This is a genomic window from Streptomyces sp. NPDC126510, from assembly GCF_040302345.1.
GTDB lineage: Bacteria > Actinomycetota > Actinomycetes > Streptomycetales > Streptomycetaceae > Streptomyces.
Genome location: NZ_JBEORR010000001.1, coordinates 282,990 through 302,587, shown reverse-complemented (window position 1 = coordinate 302,587; position 19,598 = coordinate 282,990). Strand labels below are relative to the sequence as shown.

The window sequence follows — 19,598 nt, the reverse complement described above, 5'->3', positions numbered from 1 at the left end:
TTCAGCGGACGCCTCTGAGAGCCGAGGCCCCCGGCTTGTCCGGGGCCGTCGGCTTCGGCTCGGCGTGCGGGGCGCAGTCCGCGCGCCGTCCCGGCAGCCGCCCCTCCAGCAGATACGCCTCCAGATGGCCGCTGACGCAGGTGTTCGGGCCGCCCGCCAGCCCGTGGGCGCCGGCGTCGCGCTCCGTCACCAGCGCCGAGCCCGCGAGACGGTTGTGGAGGTCGAGGGCCCCGTCGTACGGGGTGGCGGCGTCCCGCTCGGCGGCCAGGATCAGCGTCGGCGGCAGCTCGCCCGGACCGGTGCCGACGTCGAGCGGCCGCTGCCGGGGCGCCCGCCAGTAGGCGCACGGCAGGTTCGCCCACACGTTGCCCCAGGTCTCGAAGGGTGCCATCCGCGCGAGCCGGGTGTTGTCCCGGTCCCACACCGCGAAGTCCGTGGGCCAGGGGGCGTCGTTGCACTCGACGGCCAGATACACCGCGCGTGAGTTCTCCGCCTCGGCCGCCGCCTCCGGACGCTGTTCCGCCTGCTCGATCAGGGGCTTCGGGTCACCCTTGAGATAGGCCGACAGCGCGTGCGCGCGGTGCGGCCACTGGTCGTCGTAGTACCCGGCCTGCAGGAACGCCCCCTGCAACTGGCCCGGTCCGACCTTCCCACCCGCCGGTTCGGCCGCCAGCAGCGCGCTCGCCCGCTGGTAGCTGCGCAGCACCTCCCGCGCGGTCGCGCCCAGCCCGTACACGTCGTGGTGCCGGGCGACCCAGGCCCGGAAGTCCGCCCAGCGGCGCTCGAACGCCGCCGACTGGGCGAGGTTGTTGCGGTACCAGATCCGGTGCGGGCCGGGGTGGACCACCGAGTCGAACACCATCCGCCGCACGTGCCCCGGGAACATCGTCGCGTACAGGGCACCGAAGTACGTTCCGTACGACGAGCCCATGAAGGTCAGCCGCTCCTCGCCGAGCGCGGCGCGCAGCACGTCGAGGTCACGGGCGTTGTTGAGGGAGTGGTAGTGCCGCAGGGCGCCGCCCACGCGCTCGGCGCAGCCACGCGCGTACGCCTTCGCCCGCGCGATGCGTTCCCTCTTGTACGACTCCGAGGGCTGGGCCGGTGCCTGCGAGGGCCCCTTGAAGAACTGCTCCGGGTCCGTGCACGACAGCGGCGCCGAACGGCCGACCCCGCGCGGCGCGTAGCCGACGAGGTCGTACGCGGCCGCCATCCGCTTCCACTCCGGGAGCAGCCCGATGAGCGGGAAGTACAGGCCGGTCGCGCCCGGCCCGCCCGGGTTGTAGACCAGGGCGCCCTGCCGCCCGACCGGCTGCTCGCCGTGGTGCGGGTCCTTCTGCGTGGCCCGGGTCCTGCTGACGGAGAGTTCGATCTGCTCGCCGCCCGGGCGGGCGTAGTCCAGCGGGACGCGCACCGTGCCGCACCGCATGCTGCCGGGCAGGTCCTGCGCGTCGGGGCAGGGGCCGAAATCGACACCTGCCGCCTTCGCCCGTGCGGCCGCCACGGCGGTGCCGCGCCGCTCCGCCGCCCCCGCCGGGTCCTCGGTGTCAGGGGTCCCGGCGAGGGTGCTCAACAGCAAGGACCCGGCGGCCGAGTAGAGGAGGGCGGCTCTCATACGTATCCCTTCGGTGCACGGTGGCGACAAAAGGGATGTTTCGTTCGGTGCGGGGGGAAGGCAAGCACCGTCCGCCGGTGTCGGGCTGCGTGCCCCTTGTGCGTCCCCGCCCGGTCAGCCGTGCGACTCGCGGTGCGCGAAAGCGGCGCGCAGGTCCGGTTCGCCGATCGCGCTGACGCCGCGCACGGCCACCGAGGTGAGGTACGTACGGTCGTCGGCGGTGTCGTCCGCGCTCCGGGTCAGCGTGCCGAGCAGCTGCCGCCCGGCCGGGGAGGCCCAGCGTGAGTAGGGGTGGATCTCGACCCGCGCGACCGCCAGGCAGCTCAGGGTCAGGGCGAGCGGCAGCGCGAACCACAGGGCGACCAGGTGCCGCGGCATGTCCGGCGGAGCGGGCGTCAGCAGCGCGGCCACGCCCAGCCCGAGGACGGCAACGGCGGCCACGCGGACCTGCCGGACGGCCGTCGCGACCGTCGTGCGGGCGCTGTCCGGCACCGCGAGCCCCGCGCGCACCAGCCCCTCGGCGATCCCGCGCACCGCGTCGGCCGCAGCGGCCGTGGAGCGCACCGGCGCGATCAGGGACTGCCCCTCGGGACCGATGGCCCCTATCACCGACCGCTCCATCTCGTCCCGCCCGCGCGGGTCGACGACCGTCGCCCAGCCTGTGTGTGCCAGGAGCAGCCGGCGCTGACGGGCCATCGCGACCAGCGTGACGTCGGCGACCCGGCGGGGGCCGCCGGAGAGGAACGCGGCTTCGTACAGCGTGAGTTCACGACCCGGGCCGGTGTCCGCGTCCACGGCCGCGGCGCGTACGGCGGCCAGGCACAGACGCGTGCACGCCGTGCCGGCCACGGCCCAGGCCGCCAGCAGGAAAAGGACCCAGAGCATATGTTGTTTGTATGGGACACGGTCCCGAAAACACCATGCCTTGTTCACTCCGGACCGAGTGTTGTCGGTATGTGACGTTCCGCTTCAGCTCGGTGGCGGGCTGTGGGCGGGTGGCGGGAGCGTGTTCTCCTCAACTGCCGTAGGGGTGTTTTCCGCGTATGTGATCCGGGTGTCAGGCCCGGCACCGGGTGCGCGTGCCCGGGTCCGGGCGACTAGCCCACCCGGGTCTACTGGGCCGCCCGGACGCCGTCGCGGCGGTGTGCCCCGTGGCCGCCGCCCGCCCGATGGGCCATGTTGCTGACCGTCGAGCCGAAAGGGCTCCGGCCGGACGCGAAGGAGGCCCCGCGGTGGGTGAGCTGTACATCGACGGCCAGTGGACGCAGGCGGCGGCCGGTGGCAGGCGCGAGGTGGTCAACCCCTACGACGCCTCGGTCGTCACCACCGTCGACGAGGCCGACGCCACCGACGTCGACCGCGCCGTGCGCGCCGCCCGGCGCGCCTTCGCCGAGGAGAACTGGGCGAACGCCCCCTCCCGCCACCGGGCCGACCTCCTGCTGCGCGTCCACGACCTGCTGCTGCGCGACCGGGAGGACATCGCCCGCACCGAGACCCTCGACACCGGCAAGACGCTCACCGAGGCCCGCATCGACGTGGAGGACGTGGCGAACGCCTTCCGTTACTTCGCCGAACTAGCGGGCAAGGACGGCGGCCGGGTCGTCGACGTCGGCCCGGAGGTCCTCAGCCGCGTCGTCTACCAGCCCGTCGGCGTGTGCGCGCTCATCGCCCCGTGGAACTACCCGCTGCTGCAGGCCTCCTGGAAGGTCGCCCCGGCCCTCGCCGCCGGCAACACCTTCGTCCTCAAGCCCAGCGAGACCACACCCCTCACCACCATCGCCATGATCCGGCTCATCGAGGAGGCCGGAGCCCCACCCGGCGTCGCCAACCTCGTGCTGGGCTCCGGGGCGACCGTCGGCGCGGCCCTGACCAGCCACCCCGACGTCGACCTGGTCTCCTTCACCGGCGGCCTGAACACCGGCCGGGCCATCATGGCCGCCGCCGCCGAGGGGCCGCGGAACATCGCCCTGGAACTGGGCGGCAAGAACCCCAACATCGTCTTCGCCGACGCCGACTTCGACGCCGCCGTCGACTACGCCCTCGACGCCGCCTTCCTGCACTCCGGGCAGGTCTGCTCGGCCGGTTCACGCCTGCTCGTCGAGGACTCCCTGCACGACCGGTTCGTCGAGGCCTACGCCGAGCGCGCCCGGGCGATCCGGCTCGGCAACGGCCTGGACGAGGGCACCGAGAGCGGCCCGCTCAGCTCAGCCGAGCACCGCGAGAAGGTCGAGGCCTACATCGCCGTCGCCAAAGAGGAGGGCGCCCGGCTCGTCACCGGAGGCACCCGCCCCGACGACCCGGCCCTCGGCCGCGGCTTCTTCCTGCTGCCGACGATCTTTGCCGACTGCGACCGGTCCATGCGCATCGTCCAGGAGGAGGTCTTCGGCCCGGTGGTCACCGTCGAGCGCTTCCGCGGCGAGGACGAGGCGGTCGAACTGGCCAACGGCACCCGCTACGGCCTGGCCGGCGGTGTGTGGACCTCGGACGCGAGCCGCGCCCAGCGCGTCGCCCAGCGGCTGCGGCACGGAACCGTGTGGATCAACGACTTCCACCCTTACGTACCGCAGGCCGAGTGGGGCGGCTTCGGCCGCTCCGGCGTCGGGCGCGAACTCGGCCCCACGGGGCTGCGCGAGTACCAGGAGGCCAAGCACATCTACCAGAACCTCGCCCCCGCCCCCTCCGGCTGGTTCAAGGGCTGACCGGCCACCGAAGAAAGGCACCGCATGGCCACCACTCCCGCGCACGGTGACGAGTCCGCCTACGACTACGTCATCGTCGGCGGCGGCACCGCCGGCTGCGTGCTCGCCGCCCGGCTGAGCGAGGACCCCGACTGCCGCGTCTGCGTCATCGAGGGCGGCCCCAGTGATGTCGGCGACGAGCGCATCCTGCGCCTGCGCAACTGGATCAACCTGCTGGACACGGAGTTCGACTACGGCTACACCACCGTCGAGCAGCCGCGCGGCAACTCGCACATCCTGCACTCCCGGGCCCGCGTGCTCGGCGGCTGCTCCTCGCACAACACCCTGATCAGCTTCCTGCCGCTGCCGCAGGACCTCGACGACTGGGTCGGCCACGGCGGCTCCGGCTGGGACCCGGCGACGATCCTGCCCTACCGCGACCGGCTGCTCACACAGATCGTCCCGGTGGCCGAAGCCGACCGCAATCCCATCGCCGAGGACTTCGTCACCGCCGCCTCCCGCGCCCTCGGCGTCCCCGTCGTCGACGACTTCAACGCCGAACCCTTCACCGACGGCACCGGCTTCTTCTCGCTGGCCTACCAGCCGGAGGGCAACCTGCGCTCCTCCGCGTCCGTCGCGTACCTCCACCCGGTGCTGGACCGGCCCAACCTCACGCTGAAGCTGGAGACCTGGGCCCACCGGCTGATCCCCGACGAGTCCGGCCGGCTGACCCGGGTCGCGGTCCGGGGCGCCGACGGCGAACCCGCCACCGTGCGCGCCGAGCGCGAACTCCTGCTGTGCGCGGGCGCCATCGACACCCCGCGTCTGCTGATGCTCTCCGGCATCGGACAGGCCGACGACCTGCGCGCCCTGGGCATCGCGGTACGGGCCGACCTGCCCGGCGTCGGGGAGAACCTCCTGGACCACCCCGAGTCCGTGATCGTCTGGGAGACCGCGGGGCCGCTGCCGCCCAACTCCGCGATGGACTCCGACGCCGGCCTGTTCCTGCGCCGCGACAAGGGCCAGCCGCGCCCCGACCTGATGTTCCACTTCTACCAGGTGCCGTTCACCGTCAACACCGAGCGCCTCGGCTACCCCGTCCCGCGGCACGGGGTGTGCATGACGCCGAACGTGCCGCGGGCCCGCTCCACCGGCCGCATGTGGCTGCGCAGCAACAACCCCGCCGAGCACCCCGCCCTGGACTTCCGGTACTTCACCGACCCCGAGGGCCACGACGAGCGCACCATCGTGGACGGCCTGAAGGTGGCGCGCGAGGTCGCCGCGACCGACCCGCTGCGCGACTGGCTGGTCCGCGAGGTCGCGCCCGGCCCGGACGTCGTGTCCGACGCCGACCTGTCGGAGTACGGCCGCCGGGCGGCCCACACCGTCTACCACCCGGCCGGCACCTGCCGCATGGGCGCCGCGGACGACCCCATGGCCGTCTGCGACCCCGAGCTGAGACTGCGCGGCTTCGACGGCGTGCGGATCGTCGACGCGTCGGTGTTCCCGACGATGCCCACCATCAACCCGATGGTGACCGTGCTGCTCGCCGCCGAACGGGCCGCCGACCTGATCACCGCGGCTCGGAGGTCCCAGCAGTGACCGGTACACAGCCTCCCGCACCGGCGTCCGGCGCCCCCTCGGGAGAGCCGGGCTCCGAGTTCCGCAAGGACATGAGCCCTTGGGCCAACTTCGCCCTCGGCTTCACCTACCTCTCCCCGGTGGTGGGCACCTACACCCTCTTCGGCATCGCGATCGCCGACGGCGGACCGCCGATGATCTGGGCGTTCCTGGTCGCCGGCTGCGGCCAGTTCCTTGTCGCGCTGATCTTCGGCGAGATCGTCGCCCAGTACCCGATCGCGGGCGGTGTCTACCCCTGGGCCCGGCGGCTGTGGGGCAAGCGCTGGGCGTGGATGACCGGCTGGGTGTACATGTGGGCGCTGCTGGTGACCATCACCTCCGTCGCCTACGGCGCCGGCCCCTACATCGCCATCCTCTTCGGCTTCAGAGCCACCGTGCACACCACCGTGCTGTGCACCGCCGTGCTCATCGTCGTCGCCATCCTCATCAACTACATGGGCACCAAGGCCCTGTCGACGGCGGCGCTCATCGGCTTCGCCGGCGAGCTCATCGGAGCCCTCGTGGTCGGCGTCTACCTGCTGGCCACCCACCGTCACCAGGGCCTTGGCGTCATCTTCGACACCTACGGCACCGGGGGAGACGGCTCCTACCTGCCGGCGTTCCTGGCAGCCGGCATCATCGGCCTCTACCAGTACTACGGCTTCGAGGCGTGCGGCGACACCGCCGAGGAGGTCGCCCACCCGGGCCGGGTCATCCCCCGCGCGATGCGCCGCACCATCTACATCGGCGGCGCGGCGGCCACGTTCACCTGTATGTCGCTGCTGCTGTCGGTCACGGACTTCAACGCGATCATCTCGGGCGAACAGGCCGACCCGGTGGTGGACGTGCTGTACGACGCCATGGGCGAGACCGGGGCGCGGATGGTGATGGCCGTGGTGCTGATCTCCTTCCTGTCCTGCACGATCAGCCTCCAGGCCGCGGCCGGGCGGCTCATCTACTCCTACGCCCGGGACGAGATGATCGTCGGACACGCGCTGCTGCGGCGGTTCGTCCACGCCCGTGCGGTGCCGAGCTGGGCGCTGTTCGTCTCCGCGGCGGTGCCGCTGGTCATCGCCTTCGCGTCGCTGCTCTCCGAGGACGCCCTCACCAACATCGTCTCGTTCGCGATCCTCGGCATCTACGGCTCGTTCCAGATGGTGGTCCTGGCCGCACTGCGTGCCCGGCTCAAGGGCTGGCGCCCGGCGGGGGAGTTCACCCTGGGCCGCTGGGGCCTCACGGTGAACGTCGCGGCGCTGGTCTACGGCATCCTCGCCATCATCAACATCTGCTGGGCCCGCACCCCGGAGAAGTCCTGGTGGGAGAACTGGATCGTCCTGTTGTGCGGCGGCGTGGTGCTGGGCACCGGCCTGCTCTACATGTTCACCACGCACCACTACGGCCGCGGTGACGCCCCGGCGGGAGACGCCGTGCCGGAGAAGGCCGGTGCGATGCGCGGGGGGCCTCCGCCCGGAACCCGGCAGGAGTGAGACGAGGGGTGAGGGCCGCGCCGGGCTCCTCACCCGTCAACGCCGCAGCAGCACCCTGCGCGTGGCGCCGGCGAGGCGGTGGCCGGGCCGCCGGGAGCGCGGTGCCGGGCCCGACCGCTCCAGCCACCATTCCCGCAGCTCCCGCCGCGCCCGCGCGTCCCCGGGGAGCCCGGCGGACAGCAGGTGCTCGGCGAAGGTGAGGGCGTCGCGCCGGTACCCGGCGGTCATCGGGCGGGCCTGGGCGTAGCCGAGGAACGCCGTGCGGTACCCGTCCCCGAGGATCACCGGCAACTCGGGAGCGACCTTCGCCACGACGTCCGCCCGCTTCGCGGCGAGCGCCCGCGCCTGGACACCGATCCGCACCCGGTCGAACCCCTCGGGCACGGGCGTGCCCGCGACCAGCGCCGACAGCAACGCGGCCTGCGCCAGCCCGAGCCGCTGCCGGGCGTCGGCGTCCCCTTCTGGATGGGGCAGGCCGGAGACGCCCCGTGTCGCCCCGGCCGCCCCGGTCTCATGGCCGTGCCACACGGCACGGTTTCCGCCGGAAGCGGCTACCCGCGCTCCGGCGTCGGCTGCCGGGGGCAGCTCACCGCCGCGGCCCGCGGTCGCTTCCCGCCGCCCGGCGGCGGTCGCCGTGAGCAGCGGTTCGTCACCGACCGCTCCGGTTCCCGCCCGCCGCACGGCGTTGTCGGCGGCCGAGCGGAGCTCTGTCTTCACGCGTTCGACCGCCCCCGCCTCCAGCGCGCGGTGGATCGTGGTCAACTCGGCTTCCAGTTCCGCCGGTTCCGGGAAGTTCTCGTCCCGTTCCAGGAGGACGCCCGGAGGACTGACGCGGGAGGCGAGGTCCGTCAGGATGTCGAGCACCGGCCGGGGGACGGGGTGGGCGTGGCTGTCGTGCCAGACGCCGTCGCGTTCGAAGCCGCCGGCGACGTGGACATAGGCGATGGCCTCCAGGGGCAGTTCGGCGAGGGCCTTGGACGGGTCCTCGCCGCGGTTGACGTGGTTGGTGTGCAGGTTGGCCACGTCGATGAGGAGACGAACGCCCGTGCGGTCGGCGAGGTCGTACAGGAACTGGCCCTCCGTCATCTCCTCGCCCGGCCAGCAGACCAGTGCGGCGATGTTCTCGACGGCCAGCGGCACCGGAAGCGCGTCCTGGGCGATGCGCACGTTCTCGCACAGGACGTCCAGGGCGTCCCGGGTCCGCGGCACCGGCAGCAGATGGCCCGCCTCCAGGTGCGGGGAGACGGTCAGCGGCCCACCCGCCCGTACGAACGCGATGTGCTCGGTGACCAGCGGGGAGCCCAGGGCCTCCGCGCGCTCGGCCAGTGCGGTCAGCCGTCCGGCGTCGGGCCGGTCCGCGCCGCCGAGGCCGAGCGAGACGCCGTGCGGCACCACGGTGACGCCGCGCTCACGCAGCCGCCGCAGGGAGTCGGGCAGGTGCCCGGGGCAGACGTTCTCGGCCACCGCCTCGACCCAGTCGATGCCCGGCATGCGCTCCACGGCGTCCGCGATCTCCGGTCGCCACCCGATGCCCGTCCCCAGTCGCTCCATCGTCCCCTCCTCCACCCGGCCCGTTCCTCGAACGTGAGGGGGGTATGGCCCAGCCGCTCGCCCCCGAACCCCGCACGGCCCGCCTTCAGAGCAACATTTGAGGTTCGGGGGCCCGGCCGTCGTCCCCACTGACGGAGGCGCAAGGGTCGCGTCCCGTCCCGATCCGTCGTAGACCGGACCTATGCCCGAAGGCAGCGAGCAGCCCCACCGCCCCGCGCGGAGGCGGGAGAAGGAGTTCGGGGAGGCGGCCGTCCGCCGGCTGCGGATCGGGGCCGGAGCGGTGCTCCTGGCGGGCGGCACGGCCTACTTCCTGCTGCCGCTGGAGGGCCTGGGCGCCGACCGCCCCTGGCTGGGCTGGCCGCTGTTCGTGCTGTGCCTGACGCTCGTCGCCGCACTGCTGCTGCGCCACGTGCGCGACGTCGTGCTGGAGAAGCCGCAGGCCCGGTCGGGCATCATGATCTCCCTGCTGATGTGCCTGGCCGTGCTGGTCTTCTCGTCCGGGTACTACGCCCTCGCGCAGCAGCCGGGTCAGTTCACCGGCCTGCGCACCCGGGTCGACGCGCTGTACTTCACCGTCGTCACGCTCGCGACCGTCGGCTACGGCGACATCACCCCGCGCGGGCAGGAGGCCCGCATGGTGACCGTCGTCCAGATCGTCTACACCTTCGTGTTCCTCACGGCGGCGGCCACCGCGCTGACGCGCCGGATGCACGCGGTGGTCGCGGAGCGCGAGCGGCGCCCGCCGCCCTGACCGGGGCTCTACACCGGACGGGAGGAGCGGTAGTTGAACACCGACCAGAGGACGAACAGGCCGGTCACGATCATGATGATCGACCAGAACGGCTGGTACGGCAGCCAGAGGAAGTTCGCGATGAGCGCCAGGCCGACCACGACCGCGCTCACGACCCGGGCCCAGGCGGCTCCGGCGAACAGACCGAGCCCGGCGGCCACCACGAGCACCCCGACGATCACGTGGATCCAGCCCCACGCGGTCAGGTCGAACGCGAAGGAGTACTGGCCGAAGCTCGTGTACACCTCGTCGCCGGCGATCGCCGCGATGCCCTGGAGCACCGCGAAGAGGCCGTAGACGACCATCAGGATGCCACCGAGAGCGAGTCCCCCGGCCGCCCACGGATCGCCGGAACCGCCCGCGCCGGAGCCGTCGGGCATCCGGCCGCCGGGGGCGGGCGGGGCGGGGGGAGGGGGCGCGGCGCTGGTCATGGCTGCCTCCTGGAGTCGGTCGGCTGGTAACCCCACTGGAGCACTCGTCCCAGGCCGCCGCGCCCGCGGCTACTCCGAACGGGTGGGTGCCGCGCGGCCGGTCCCGTGCGGCCGTCGGCGCAGCGCCGGGTGGTCCGCGGCCACCGTGCACGAGCCGGGCGCGATCTCCGTGAACCCCGCGTCGCGCACCAACGGCAGCCCACTGCCGGTGAGTCCGGGCCAGCGGGCCGCGCCGGCCGTCCGGACGGCGAGCGGGAAACCCGCGTCGCGCCAGGCGGCCCGCTCCTCGTCGGGCAGCTCCCACCAGGCCAGTTGGGCGGCGTGCCCGGCCTGCGCCATGGCCTTGCCCGCCGACATGCCGAGGTCCGGGTTCAGCCACAGCACGGGGGCGGACGGGTCCGCGTCCACCGGCGGCTGCGGGTCGTCCAGGTCGGTGCCGGAGACCTGGAGCCTGGCCAGGTCCTTGGGCCAGCCGTCCAGCGGGACGGGCGGGAAGACCCGCACCTCGGCGGCCTTGCCGGTGACCGTGATGCCGGGCAGCGCCTCGGCCCGCCGCCACTCGGCGCCGCGCGCCCGCCGCACGACCTTGCGGATCCTGGCGTCCTGCCAGTCCCGCATCGCCCCGGCCCACTCGCCCTCGCCGGCCGACCGCTCGTCGGCCAGGATCGTCAGCACCGCCCGCGCGGCCGTCTCCAGTGCGTCCGTGCGCGCCGGCGGGTCCGCCCGTTCGATCCGCACGACGAGCGGCAGCACGAACTGCGGTGCCTCGTCGCGCGCCGAGGGCTCGGACCGGAAGGGACTGGCACTCTCGCTCACGGGCGTCGGGTCTTCGCTCACGAACCCCAGTGTGCCAGCCGGAAGATCGTGCAGGATGGCCGCATGCGACCCGACCTGTGCCTGCGCGACGTGGGCCGCCGCTACGGTCTGCGGGGCCCCTGGGTGCTGCGCGGAATCGACCTGGCGGTGGCCCCCGGCCGGCTCGTCCGCGTCGAGGGCGCCAACGGCAGCGGCAAGTCCACGCTGCTGCGGCTGCTCGTCGGCATCGATGCGCCGAGCGAGGGCCGCATCACCGGCCGGCCGCGCACGGCCTACGTCCCCGAGCGGTTTCCGCCGGCCCTGCCCTTCACCGCCGCCGGCTACCTCACCCACCTCGGCACCGTGCACGGCCTGACCCGGGCGGCGGCGGCCCGGGCCGCAGGGGAGTGGCTGGCGCGCCTCGGGGCCCTCGCGTACGCCGAGACGCCGATGGCCCGGTTGTCGAAGGGCAGCAGTCAGAAGGTCGCGGTCGCCCAGGCCCTGCTGGGGGAGCCCGAGCTGCTGGTGCTGGACGAGGCGTGGACCGGCCTGGACACCGCCGCCCGCGCCGAGTTGGAGCGCGCGGTAGCCGAACGCACGGCGGCCGGCGGCTCGGTGGTCTTCGTCGACCACGACCCGCGCCGCCTCGCCGGCCTGCCCGACGCGACGTACGTCGTGCGCGACGCGGGCGTCGTCCGGCAGGAGCCCGCGCAGGGCGCGGTAGCGTCCGGTCCGCAGGTGCTGGTCGAGGCGCAGGGCCCGCCGGACGGGCGGCTGCCGGAGGAGGTGCGCCGGACGGTCACCTCAGCCGAGGAGAGCGGCCCCGGCACCTATCGTCTGTCCGTCCCCGCCCCGCACTCCGACGTCCTGCTCCGCACCCTGCTTGCGGCCCGCCCGCCCTGGCACGTGGTGAGCGTGACACGGCGGACGGCCGCCCCGGGGAGGCAGGGGTGACCGCCCGCGGAGCGACCCCGGCCTGCCGCAGAGGGTCGTCGCCGGTTGTCGTCGGGGTGTGGGGCCCTCGGTGTACGGCATCGGGAGACTGCCGCAGAGAACCGCCGCCGGCTGTTGTCGGGGTGCGGGACGCCCGGTGCGTCGACCCCCGGGACATCGCCCACAGGAGCCGCCGATGACCGCCCTGACGCGCTACCACGCCGCCCTGCTGATGCGCTCGCAGCGCTGGCTGCAGCCATTCCTGCTGTACGCGGCCTTCCTCGCGATCAGCATCCAGGCCGGGCAGCCGGTGCTCGACTCGCTCGGGTACACGGCAGCAGCCCTGCTGCCCGTCGCCGCGTGGCTGGCGCGGCTCTGCGTCACGGGCGAACCCGACGCCGCACGCGGATGCGTGGCGGCGGCCGCCGGGCCCGCGCGGGCTCATGTGGCCGCTCTGCTGGTGGCCCTGGCCGGTGCGGCGGCGCTCGGCACGCTCGCGACCTTCGTCGTGACGCTGCTCAGCGACCCGGTCACCTCCGACCACCGCACCCGGGTGCCGCTCCCGGCCGCCTGCGGTGCCGGGCTGCTCGCGACCCTGGCCTGCGCCCTGCTCGGCACCGCCGTCGGCGCGCTCACCAGCCGGCCCCTGCTGCGGTCGCCGGGCCGGGCGGTTCCCGCCCTGCTCCTCGCGGCGCTGCTGTCGCTGGTGGCCACCGGCTCACCGGCCCAGGCGGCCGTGCGGGGCCTGGTCACCGGGTCGCAGCGGGGCACCGTCCCGCTGCCGCTGCTGCCCCTGGGCGCGGCAGCCCTGGTCACGGCCGGGGCGCTGGCCCTGGCCGGTGCTCTCGCCTCCCGCAGGTCACCCTGAACAGGCCGTGCGCTGCGCCTCCTGCCACTCGCAGGCGGGGCAGAGCGTGATGCCCTTGTACGACTCGGGGTACTCCGTCGGCTCCCGGCACAGCACGCACTCCGCGTACGGCGGTCCGTCCGCCCGGGGCGGCCTGGTCGCGTCGATCAGGCAGTAGTCGTCCTCGCTCATACGCCCAGCGTAGGCCGGGGGCGGACCGTCAGAGGTCCCGCTGCTCCAGCGGCTTGGTCGCCGGGCCCTGGATCACCTTGCCGTCCGTGTCGAAACGGGACCCGTGGCAGGGGCACTCCCAGGCGCGTTCGGCCGCGTTGAAGTCGACGAGGCAGCCCAGGTGGGTGCAGCGGGCGGAGACGGCGTGCAGCCCGCCGTCGTCGTCCCGGTACACAGCGACGCGGTGACCGTCCGCACGGACCACGGCGCCCTCGCCGGGCGGCAGGGATTCCACCGGCGGGGAAGGCCGCAGCCGGTCTCCCACGAAGTGCCCGGCGACCTTGGCCTGCGTCTTGAGGAACGCCGGCGCCTCACGCAGCGCGGGCATGACCCGGCGCGGGTCGTACAGCGCACTCCACTCGCACTCCTCGCCGGTGATCTGCGCGGTCAGCAGCCGGCCCGCCATGATGCCGCCGGTCATGCCCCAGCCGCCGAAGCCGGTGGCCACGTACGTGTGGCGGGCGCCCGGGTGCAGGGGGCCGATCATCGGCACCGTGTCCGTGGGTTCGGTGTCCTGGGTCGCCCACCGGTGGGTGACCTCCAGGTCCGGGAAGTGGCCGGTGGCCCAGGCGGTGAGGCGTTCGAAACGGGCCCGCGGGTCGCCCGTGCCCGGCGTGAAGTGCTCACCGGTGACGATGAGCAGCCGCCGGCCGTCCTCGTGGGGCGCGGTGCGCACCGAGCGGGTGTCCTCGTCGGGCGTGATGAACATGCCGTCCGGGTCCTGGTCCGCGGGGATCGTGCCGGCGACGACCAGCTCGCGGCGTGTGGAGAGGCGGGCGAACAGCAGGGCACGGTCGAAGATCGGGTAGTGCGTCGCGACGACGACGTCCCGGGCCCGGACCGTCGCGCCGGTCGTCGTCGACAGCCTGCACGGCTCGCCCTCGTCCAGGCCGAGGACGGTGGTGTCCTCGTGGATCCGCCCGCCGCGCTCGACCAGGTCGGCGGCGAGGGCCAGCAGGTACTTGCGGGGGTGGAACTGCGCCTGCCCGGTGACCTCGACGGCGCCCGCCACCGGGAAGGGCAGCCCGGTCTCCGTCACGAACGACGCGGGCAGCCCGGCCTCGGCCGCGGCCCGGGCCTCGGCGCGCAGCTCCTCCACGCGGCCGGTGTCACGGGCGTAGGTGTAGGCGCTCCTCGTCTCCCACTCGCAGTCGACGCCCAACTCCTCGGCCACCCGGGCCGCGTGCTCGATCGCCTCCGACTGGGACCGCGCGTACAGCCGTGCGCCCTCGGGGCCGCGGGTGCGCCGCAGCTTGTCGTAGACGAGCGTGTGCAAGGCGGTGACCTTGGCGGTGGTGTGTCCGGTGACGCCGGCGGCGACCCGGCCGGCCTCCAGGACGGCCACGCTCCGCCCGGCCCGCGTCAGCTCCCACGCCGTGCTCAGCCCGGCGATCCCGGCGCCGATCACCGCCACGTCGACGTCCAGGTCCTCCGTCAGCGCCGGGTGGCGGCCGTCCGGTGCCGTCTGAAGCCAATAAGAGCTGCTGACCTGCTGGTTCTCGCTCATGAGCCGCCGAGTACCCCCGTCCGGCGGCTTCAGTGTCCCGACGCCCCGCCGTCCGCCCGAACGGCGGATCAGGGCTGCTCCAGCAGCCGCTTCCGGCACTCGGCCACGTCGAAGTCCGCCTCCGGGTACCGCGGATCCAGCTCCTCGAAGTGCTCCAGGAGCAGCGTGCTGACCGCCCAGTTGCGATACCACTTGTGGTCGGCCGGGATCAGGTACCAGGGCGCGTCCGAGGTGCCGCAGCGCTCGAGGGCGATCTCGTAGGCCTCCTGGAACGCCGGCCACAGGGCGCGGTCGTCGATGTCGGAAGCGGCGAACTTCCAGCGCTTCTCCGGTTTGTCGAGGCGCTTGAGCAACCGGCGCCGCTGCTCCTCGTAGGAGATGTGCAGGAAGCACTTGATCAGGGTCACGCCGTCGCCGGTGAGGGACCGCTCGAAGCGTTTGATCTGCTCGTAGCGCCGGGCGACCTCGGGGGCGGGCGCGAGCTCCCGGACGCGGGCGACCAGCACGTCCTCGTAGTGGGAGCGGTCGAAGATGCCCAGCTCGCCGCGGATCGGGAGCGCCTGCTCCACGCGCCACAGGAAGGGGTGCGCGCGCTCCTCGGCGGTGGGTGCCTTGAACGCGGTGATCCGGCAGCCGGACGGGTTGAGCAGGCCGATGACGTGCTTGACCGTGCCGCCCTTGCCGCTGGTGTCCATGCCCTGCAGAACCAGCAGCACGCGGCGCCGGTCGCCCCCGGTGCTCGCCGCCCACAGCCGTTCCTGGAGGACGGCCAGCCGCTCGCCGATCCGGGTCGTGGCGGCCTTGCCCGCCGCCTTGCCGTGCGGACCGGCGGGGGTGGCGGCGGCGTCGTACCGGCTCAGGTCGACCGGCTCACCGGCGGGCAGGCGCAACCGCTCCCGCAAGGAGGTGCTGTCCTTGTGTGTCACCGGGCCCCCTTCGCGGTCCTGTGCCTCGATGGTCCGGCGGGGCGCCGGGCTTCGCACCCGGCGCCCGGGTCGGGAGCGGAGCGCCGGCTAGCGGCGCCAGGGGCCCGTCACCGCGAACGTGGTGCCGGGCGTGTAGCAGTTGACGTACATCGTGTCTCCGTCCGGGGAGAACGTCACCCCGGCGAACTCACCCCATTCGGGCTCCTGCTCGGTGCCGATGTTCTGACGGTTGCGGGCCATCGCGTAGACCTCGCCGCGCCGGGTGACCCCGTAGACGTGCTGGGCGCCGTTGCCGTCCTCGCAGACCATGAGGCCGCCGCCGGCCGCCAGGCAGATGTTGTCCGGCGACTCGCCCGGCAGCTGCACATCGGTGTCCGGGCCGAAGACGATCACCAGGGTGAGCCGGCGGCGCTCCGGGTCGTAGCGCCAGACCTGCCCGTAGTGGTCGGCGGCCGAACCGTCCGACCGGCGCGCGAACGACGACACGAAGTACACCGAGCGGCCGCCCCAGTAGCAGCCCTCCAGCTTCTGCGCGTGCGTGATGCCCCCGCGGCCGAAGTCCTGGAACCGGATCGGCGTCCGCGCCGCCTGCGGGTCCGGTACGTCCACCCACTCGACGTGGTCGAACTCGGCGCCGACCTCCTGGATGGAGGACAGGTCCGGCACACCGGGCACGCGCATGGCCTGGAGCCGGCCGCCCGCGCGCAGCGAACCCCTGCCGCCCAGCGGCCGGTTCGGCAGGAAGCGGTAGAAGAGGCCGAAGGGCTTCTCGAAGGCGTCCTCGGTCTCGTACACCACGCCCCGCCGGGGGTCGACGGCGATCGCCTCGTGCGCGAAGCGGCCCATCGCGGTCAGCGGCACGGCCCCGGTGCGGTGCGGATCGACCGGGTCGACCTCGAAGATGAAGCCGTGGTCCTTGGTGTAGCCGTTGGTGCCGGCCCGGTCCTCGGTCTCCTCGCAGGTCAGCCAGGTGTTCCAAGGGGTGGGGCCGCCGGCGCAGTTGACCGCGGTGCCGGCGATCGCGACCCGCTCCGACTGGACCCTGCCCCGGGGGTCCAGCGTCAGCGCCGTACAGCCGCCCTTGCCGGCCGGGTCGTAGGTGAGGCCCTCGACGGTCGGGACCGGGACCTTGCCGCTCACACGGTTCTCGTGGTTGCGGACCAGGTGGACCCGGCCGCCTCTGCCCCCGAAGGCCGACATGCCGTCGTGGTTGGAGGGGACCTTGCCCTCGCCGGAGCGGAGTTCGTCCCCCTCGCGGGACAGGATCCGGTAGTGGAACCCTTCCGGCAGGTCGAGGACGCCCTTCGGGTCGGGGACGAGCGGGCCGTAGCCGGTGCGGCCGAGGTCCTGCGCGGCGGCGGTGCCGGCGAAGAGTTCGGAGAGGGCGCCGGAGAACGCGATCCCGACGCCCAGGGCGCCCGTTCCGGCGAGCATCCGACGTCGGGTGGCGAAGCGACCGGATTCGGTCATGGGGAAACCTTCCTGCTGGCGGACAGGAACAGTGATCCCGCTGTGTCTATCACCTGGTGCGGGCCGCGGGAACCACGCGCGTAGCGCGCGTCACTGCTCCACGGCCCGCCGCAGCCGCTCCATGGCCTCCCCGGCCTGCTCCGTCAGGTCGACGGCGCGCTGCTCCGTCAGGTCGACCGCACGCTCCTCGATCTCCGCGCGGTCCGTCGTCTGCGCGCGGTCCGCAGTCTCCGCGTCCCTCGCGTCCCCCATGTCCCTCTCGTCCCTCGCGTCCCTCGGCCGTCCCGCGCCCTCCGCCGCGGGCTGCGCGCCCCGCTCCAGGAACCGCAGGAGCTCCACCGGAATGGGCAGGACGAGCGTGGAGTTCTTCTCCGCCGCCACCGCCATGACGGTCTGCAGCAGCCGGAGCTGGAGTGCCGAGGGCGTGTCGGCCATCTGGTGGGCGGCCTGGGCCAGCTTCTTGGAGGCCTGGTACTCGGCGTCGGCGTTGATGAGCCGGGCCCGCCTCTCCCGGTCGGCCTCCGCCTGGCGGGCCATGGAGCGCTTCATGGTGTCCGGCAGGGAGACGTCCTTGATCTCCACACGGTCGATGGTCACGCCCCACTCCACGGCCGGGCTGTCGATCATCAGCTCCAGGCCCTGGTTGAGCTTCTCCCGGTTGGACAGCAGGTCATCCAGCTCGCTCTTGCCGATGATCGAGCGCAGCGAGGTCTGCGCCATCTGCGATACGGCGAAGCGGTAGTCCTCGACATTGACGATCGCGGCCGACGGGTCCACGACCTTGAAGTAGACGACGGCGTCGACCCGCACGGTCACGTTGTCGCGGGTGATGCCCTCCTGGGCGGGGATGGGCATGGTCACGATCTGCAGGTTGACCTTGCGCATCCGGTCCACCGCGGGGATCACGAGGTTGAACCCGGGCCGCCGCACGTCCCCGTGCAGACGCCCGAGCCGGAAGACGACCCCGCGCTCGTACTGCTTGACGACCCGTGCCGCGGAGGCCACGTACACCAGCGCCCCGGCCCCGACCGCGGCCACCACGCCGACCAGTTCTTCGACCATGCCGACCTCCCGGCTCAGAGGTCCGAATCCGTCCGTTTCTGTAACGATATGCCCGAACCGGGGCGTGGGGCCATGGCCGGGGGCCGGGCCGAAACGGGGCGGACGCACTAGGTCCGGGGCGCGCAGCCGGCGCGCCCCGGACCAAGGGGTGGGTGATCCGGTCCGCCGGCTAGGCGACGGTGACCTTCTCCGCCGGAGCCGCCTCGGGCTCCGTGACCTTCACCGGTTCGGTGCCGGTCGCGCTGTGGCGTGCGGCCCAGTTCTCCAGGGCCGTCCGGCAGGCGTGGTCGAGGTGGTGCAGGCCCGAAAGGTCCAGCTCGACCGGGCGGTCCTGCGGCAGGCCCTCCAGGCTGTCGAGGATCTTCGGCAGCCGCAGGAAGGTCGCGTTGCCGGACAGGTACGCCTGGATCGGGCCGGCGCCCTTGTCGATGATCTCGAGCTTGATGTGCGACGCCTCCCAGGCGGTCTTGACGACCGACAGGGCCAGACCGATGAGCACACCCTCGAACATGTTCACCGCGACGATCGACACCGCGGTGACGATCAGGATGAGCGCCTCACCCTTGTGGGCCCGCCACAGCGCCGTGATCTGGCCGAACGGGATCAGCTTCCAGCCGGCGTGCACGAGGATGCCGGCGAGGGCGGGGATCGGGATCAGGGCCAGGGCCCACGGCATCGCGGCGGCGAACAGCAACAGCCACACGCCGTGCAGCACTCGGGAGGCCTTGGTCTTGGCGCCCGCGTTGACGTTGGCGGAGCTGCGCACGATGACGGCGGTCATCGGCAGCGCGCCGAGCAGACCGCACAGGGTGTTGCCCGCGCCCTGGGCGATCATCTCCTTGTTGTACTCGGTGCGCGGGCCGTTGTGCAGCCGGTCCACGGCTGCCGCACTGAACAGGCTCTCCGCGGAGGCGATCAGTGCGAAGGCGATGATGGTGCCCCAGATGGCCGGGTTCGCCAGTTCGCCGAAGGCCTCGGACCCGGGCGGCTGGATGACGCCGAGCAGACCCTCCACCTGGACGGTGGCGACCGGCAGGCTGAAGGCGAGCGTGGCGACCGTGGCCAGGACGACCGCTGCGAGGGCGCCGGGCACCGTCTGGACCGCCTTCGGCAGCTTCTTCCAGAGCACGATGACGGCGATGGTGCCCGCGCCGATCGCGAGGGAGGTCAGGGCCTCGGTGCTGCCGAGCGAGTCGGCGAACATCCCGGGCAGGCCGGCGATCTTGCCGAGTCCGGACTCCGGGGCCTTCAGGCCTGCCGCCGCGTAGATCTGCCCGGCGATGATCACCAGTCCGATGCCGCAGAGCATGCCCTCGACGACGGAGACGGATATCGCCCGGAACCAGCGGCCGATCCCCAGGAAGCCCATGGCGAGCTGGAGCAGGCCGGCGAGCAGCACGATCACGCCGAGCGTGGCCACTCCGAACTGGCTGACGGCCTCGAAGACCAGCACGGTGAGTCCGGCGGCGGGACCGGACACCTGAAGGCTGCTGCCGCGCATCAGCCCGGTGACGAGTCCGCCCACGATGCCCGTGATGAGGCCCAGCTCCGCGGGAACGCCGGAGGCGACGGCCACGCCGACGCACAGCGGGACCGCGACCAGGAAGACGACGATCGAGGCGAGGAAGTCCTGCTTCAGGTAAGGGAACTTGGTCATG

The 19,598-nt window shown here is 73.2% G+C and carries 17 protein-coding genes; 6 read left to right on the top strand and 11 right to left on the bottom strand.

Annotated features, from left to right (window positions below; translation table 11 throughout):
• Position 1: 1 nt before the first annotated feature.
• Positions 2-1,612, bottom strand: a complete 1,611-nt coding sequence (locus tag ABTX60_RS01170; protein ID WP_352094984.1) for an alpha/beta hydrolase — start codon at positions 1,610-1,612, stop codon at positions 2-4.
• Between the two features lie 114 nt (positions 1,613-1,726).
• The gene (locus ABTX60_RS01165; RefSeq protein ID WP_352094983.1) at positions 1,727-2,497 is read right to left on the bottom strand and encodes a TIGR04222 domain-containing membrane protein; all 771 of its coding nucleotides are present in this window, start codon (positions 2,495-2,497) and stop codon (positions 1,727-1,729) included.
• A gap of 347 nt (positions 2,498-2,844) precedes the next feature.
• On the opposite strand from ABTX60_RS01165, the gene ABTX60_RS01160 reads away from it, so the two are divergent.
• Genes ABTX60_RS01160 through ABTX60_RS01150 form a run of 3 tightly spaced genes read left to right on the top strand, consistent with a single transcriptional unit; the run spans position 2,845 to position 7,397 of the window.
• The gene (locus ABTX60_RS01160; protein ID WP_352094982.1) at positions 2,845-4,311 is read left to right on the top strand and encodes an aldehyde dehydrogenase family protein; all 1,467 of its coding nucleotides are present in this window, start codon (positions 2,845-2,847) and stop codon (positions 4,309-4,311) included.
• Positions 4,312-4,335: 24 nt separating this feature from the next.
• Complete coding sequence (locus ABTX60_RS01155; protein WP_352094981.1) at positions 4,336-5,892, top strand: GMC family oxidoreductase; 1,557 nt, start codon at positions 4,336-4,338, stop codon at positions 5,890-5,892.
• A complete protein-coding gene (locus ABTX60_RS01150) occupies positions 5,889-7,397 on the top strand; it encodes an APC family permease (protein ID WP_352094980.1) in 1,509 nt (502 codons plus the stop codon). Before ABTX60_RS01155 ends, ABTX60_RS01150 begins: the two co-directional genes overlap by 4 nt.
• Before the next feature lie 36 nt (positions 7,398-7,433).
• Here ABTX60_RS01150 and ABTX60_RS01145 read toward each other — a convergent pair whose 3' ends face one another.
• Entirely contained in the window at positions 7,434-8,948 is a 1,515-nt protein-coding gene (locus ABTX60_RS01145) for an MbnB/TglH/ChrH family RiPP precursor modification enzyme (RefSeq protein WP_352094979.1), read from the bottom strand.
• 181 nt (positions 8,949-9,129) lie between these two features.
• On the opposite strand from ABTX60_RS01145, the gene ABTX60_RS01140 reads away from it, so the two are divergent.
• Entirely contained in the window at positions 9,130-9,699 is a 570-nt protein-coding gene (locus ABTX60_RS01140; RefSeq protein WP_352094978.1) for a potassium channel family protein, read from the top strand.
• A gap of 8 nt (positions 9,700-9,707) precedes the next feature.
• On the opposite strand, the gene ABTX60_RS01135 is transcribed toward ABTX60_RS01140, so the two are convergent.
• Entirely contained in the window at positions 9,708-10,169 is a 462-nt protein-coding gene (locus ABTX60_RS01135) for a DUF7144 family membrane protein (RefSeq protein WP_352094977.1), read from the bottom strand.
• A gap of 69 nt (positions 10,170-10,238) precedes the next feature.
• The gene (locus ABTX60_RS01130) at positions 10,239-11,006 is read right to left on the bottom strand and encodes an aminoacyl-tRNA hydrolase (protein ID WP_352094976.1); all 768 of its coding nucleotides are present in this window, start codon (positions 11,004-11,006) and stop codon (positions 10,239-10,241) included.
• A gap of 42 nt (positions 11,007-11,048) precedes the next feature.
• Between ABTX60_RS01130 and ABTX60_RS01125 the strand changes: the two genes are divergently transcribed.
• Both ABTX60_RS01125 and ABTX60_RS01120 read left to right on the top strand, forming a co-directional pair.
• Positions 11,049-11,918, top strand: a complete 870-nt coding sequence (locus ABTX60_RS01125) for an ABC transporter ATP-binding protein (RefSeq protein WP_352094975.1) — start codon at positions 11,049-11,051, stop codon at positions 11,916-11,918.
• Between the two features lie 175 nt (positions 11,919-12,093).
• Positions 12,094-12,765: an ABC transporter gene (locus tag ABTX60_RS01120; protein WP_352094974.1), complete on the top strand. Its 672-nt coding sequence runs from the start codon at positions 12,094-12,096 to the stop codon at positions 12,763-12,765.
• Here the strand turns inward: ABTX60_RS01120 and ABTX60_RS01115 are convergent.
• From ABTX60_RS01115 to ABTX60_RS01090, 6 genes are all read right to left on the bottom strand, one after another.
• A complete protein-coding gene (locus ABTX60_RS01115; RefSeq protein WP_062929707.1) occupies positions 12,757-12,936 on the bottom strand; it encodes a hypothetical protein in 180 nt (59 codons plus the stop codon). The two genes, ABTX60_RS01120 and ABTX60_RS01115, sit on opposite strands and share 9 nt — an antisense overlap.
• Positions 12,937-12,964: 28 nt before the next feature.
• Positions 12,965-14,482, bottom strand: coding sequence for an FAD-dependent oxidoreductase (locus ABTX60_RS01110; protein WP_352094973.1), 1,518 nt, complete (start codon positions 14,480-14,482; stop codon positions 12,965-12,967).
• 68 nt (positions 14,483-14,550) lie between these two features.
• On the bottom strand, positions 14,551-15,408 hold the full coding sequence (locus ABTX60_RS01105; protein WP_352094972.1) for a PPK2 family polyphosphate kinase: 858 nt from the start codon (positions 15,406-15,408) through the stop codon (positions 14,551-14,553).
• Positions 15,409-15,495: 87 nt separating this feature from the next.
• Complete coding sequence (locus ABTX60_RS01100; RefSeq protein ID WP_352094971.1) at positions 15,496-16,878, bottom strand: PhoX family protein; 1,383 nt, start codon at positions 16,876-16,878, stop codon at positions 15,496-15,498.
• Positions 16,879-16,968: 90 nt separating this feature from the next.
• A complete protein-coding gene (locus ABTX60_RS01095) occupies positions 16,969-17,940 on the bottom strand; it encodes a slipin family protein (protein WP_352094970.1) in 972 nt (323 codons plus the stop codon).
• Positions 17,941-18,109: 169 nt separating this feature from the next.
• Positions 18,110-19,597, bottom strand: coding sequence for a SulP family inorganic anion transporter (locus ABTX60_RS01090; protein ID WP_352094969.1), 1,488 nt, complete (start codon positions 19,595-19,597; stop codon positions 18,110-18,112).
• Position 19,598: the final 1 nt, after the last annotated feature.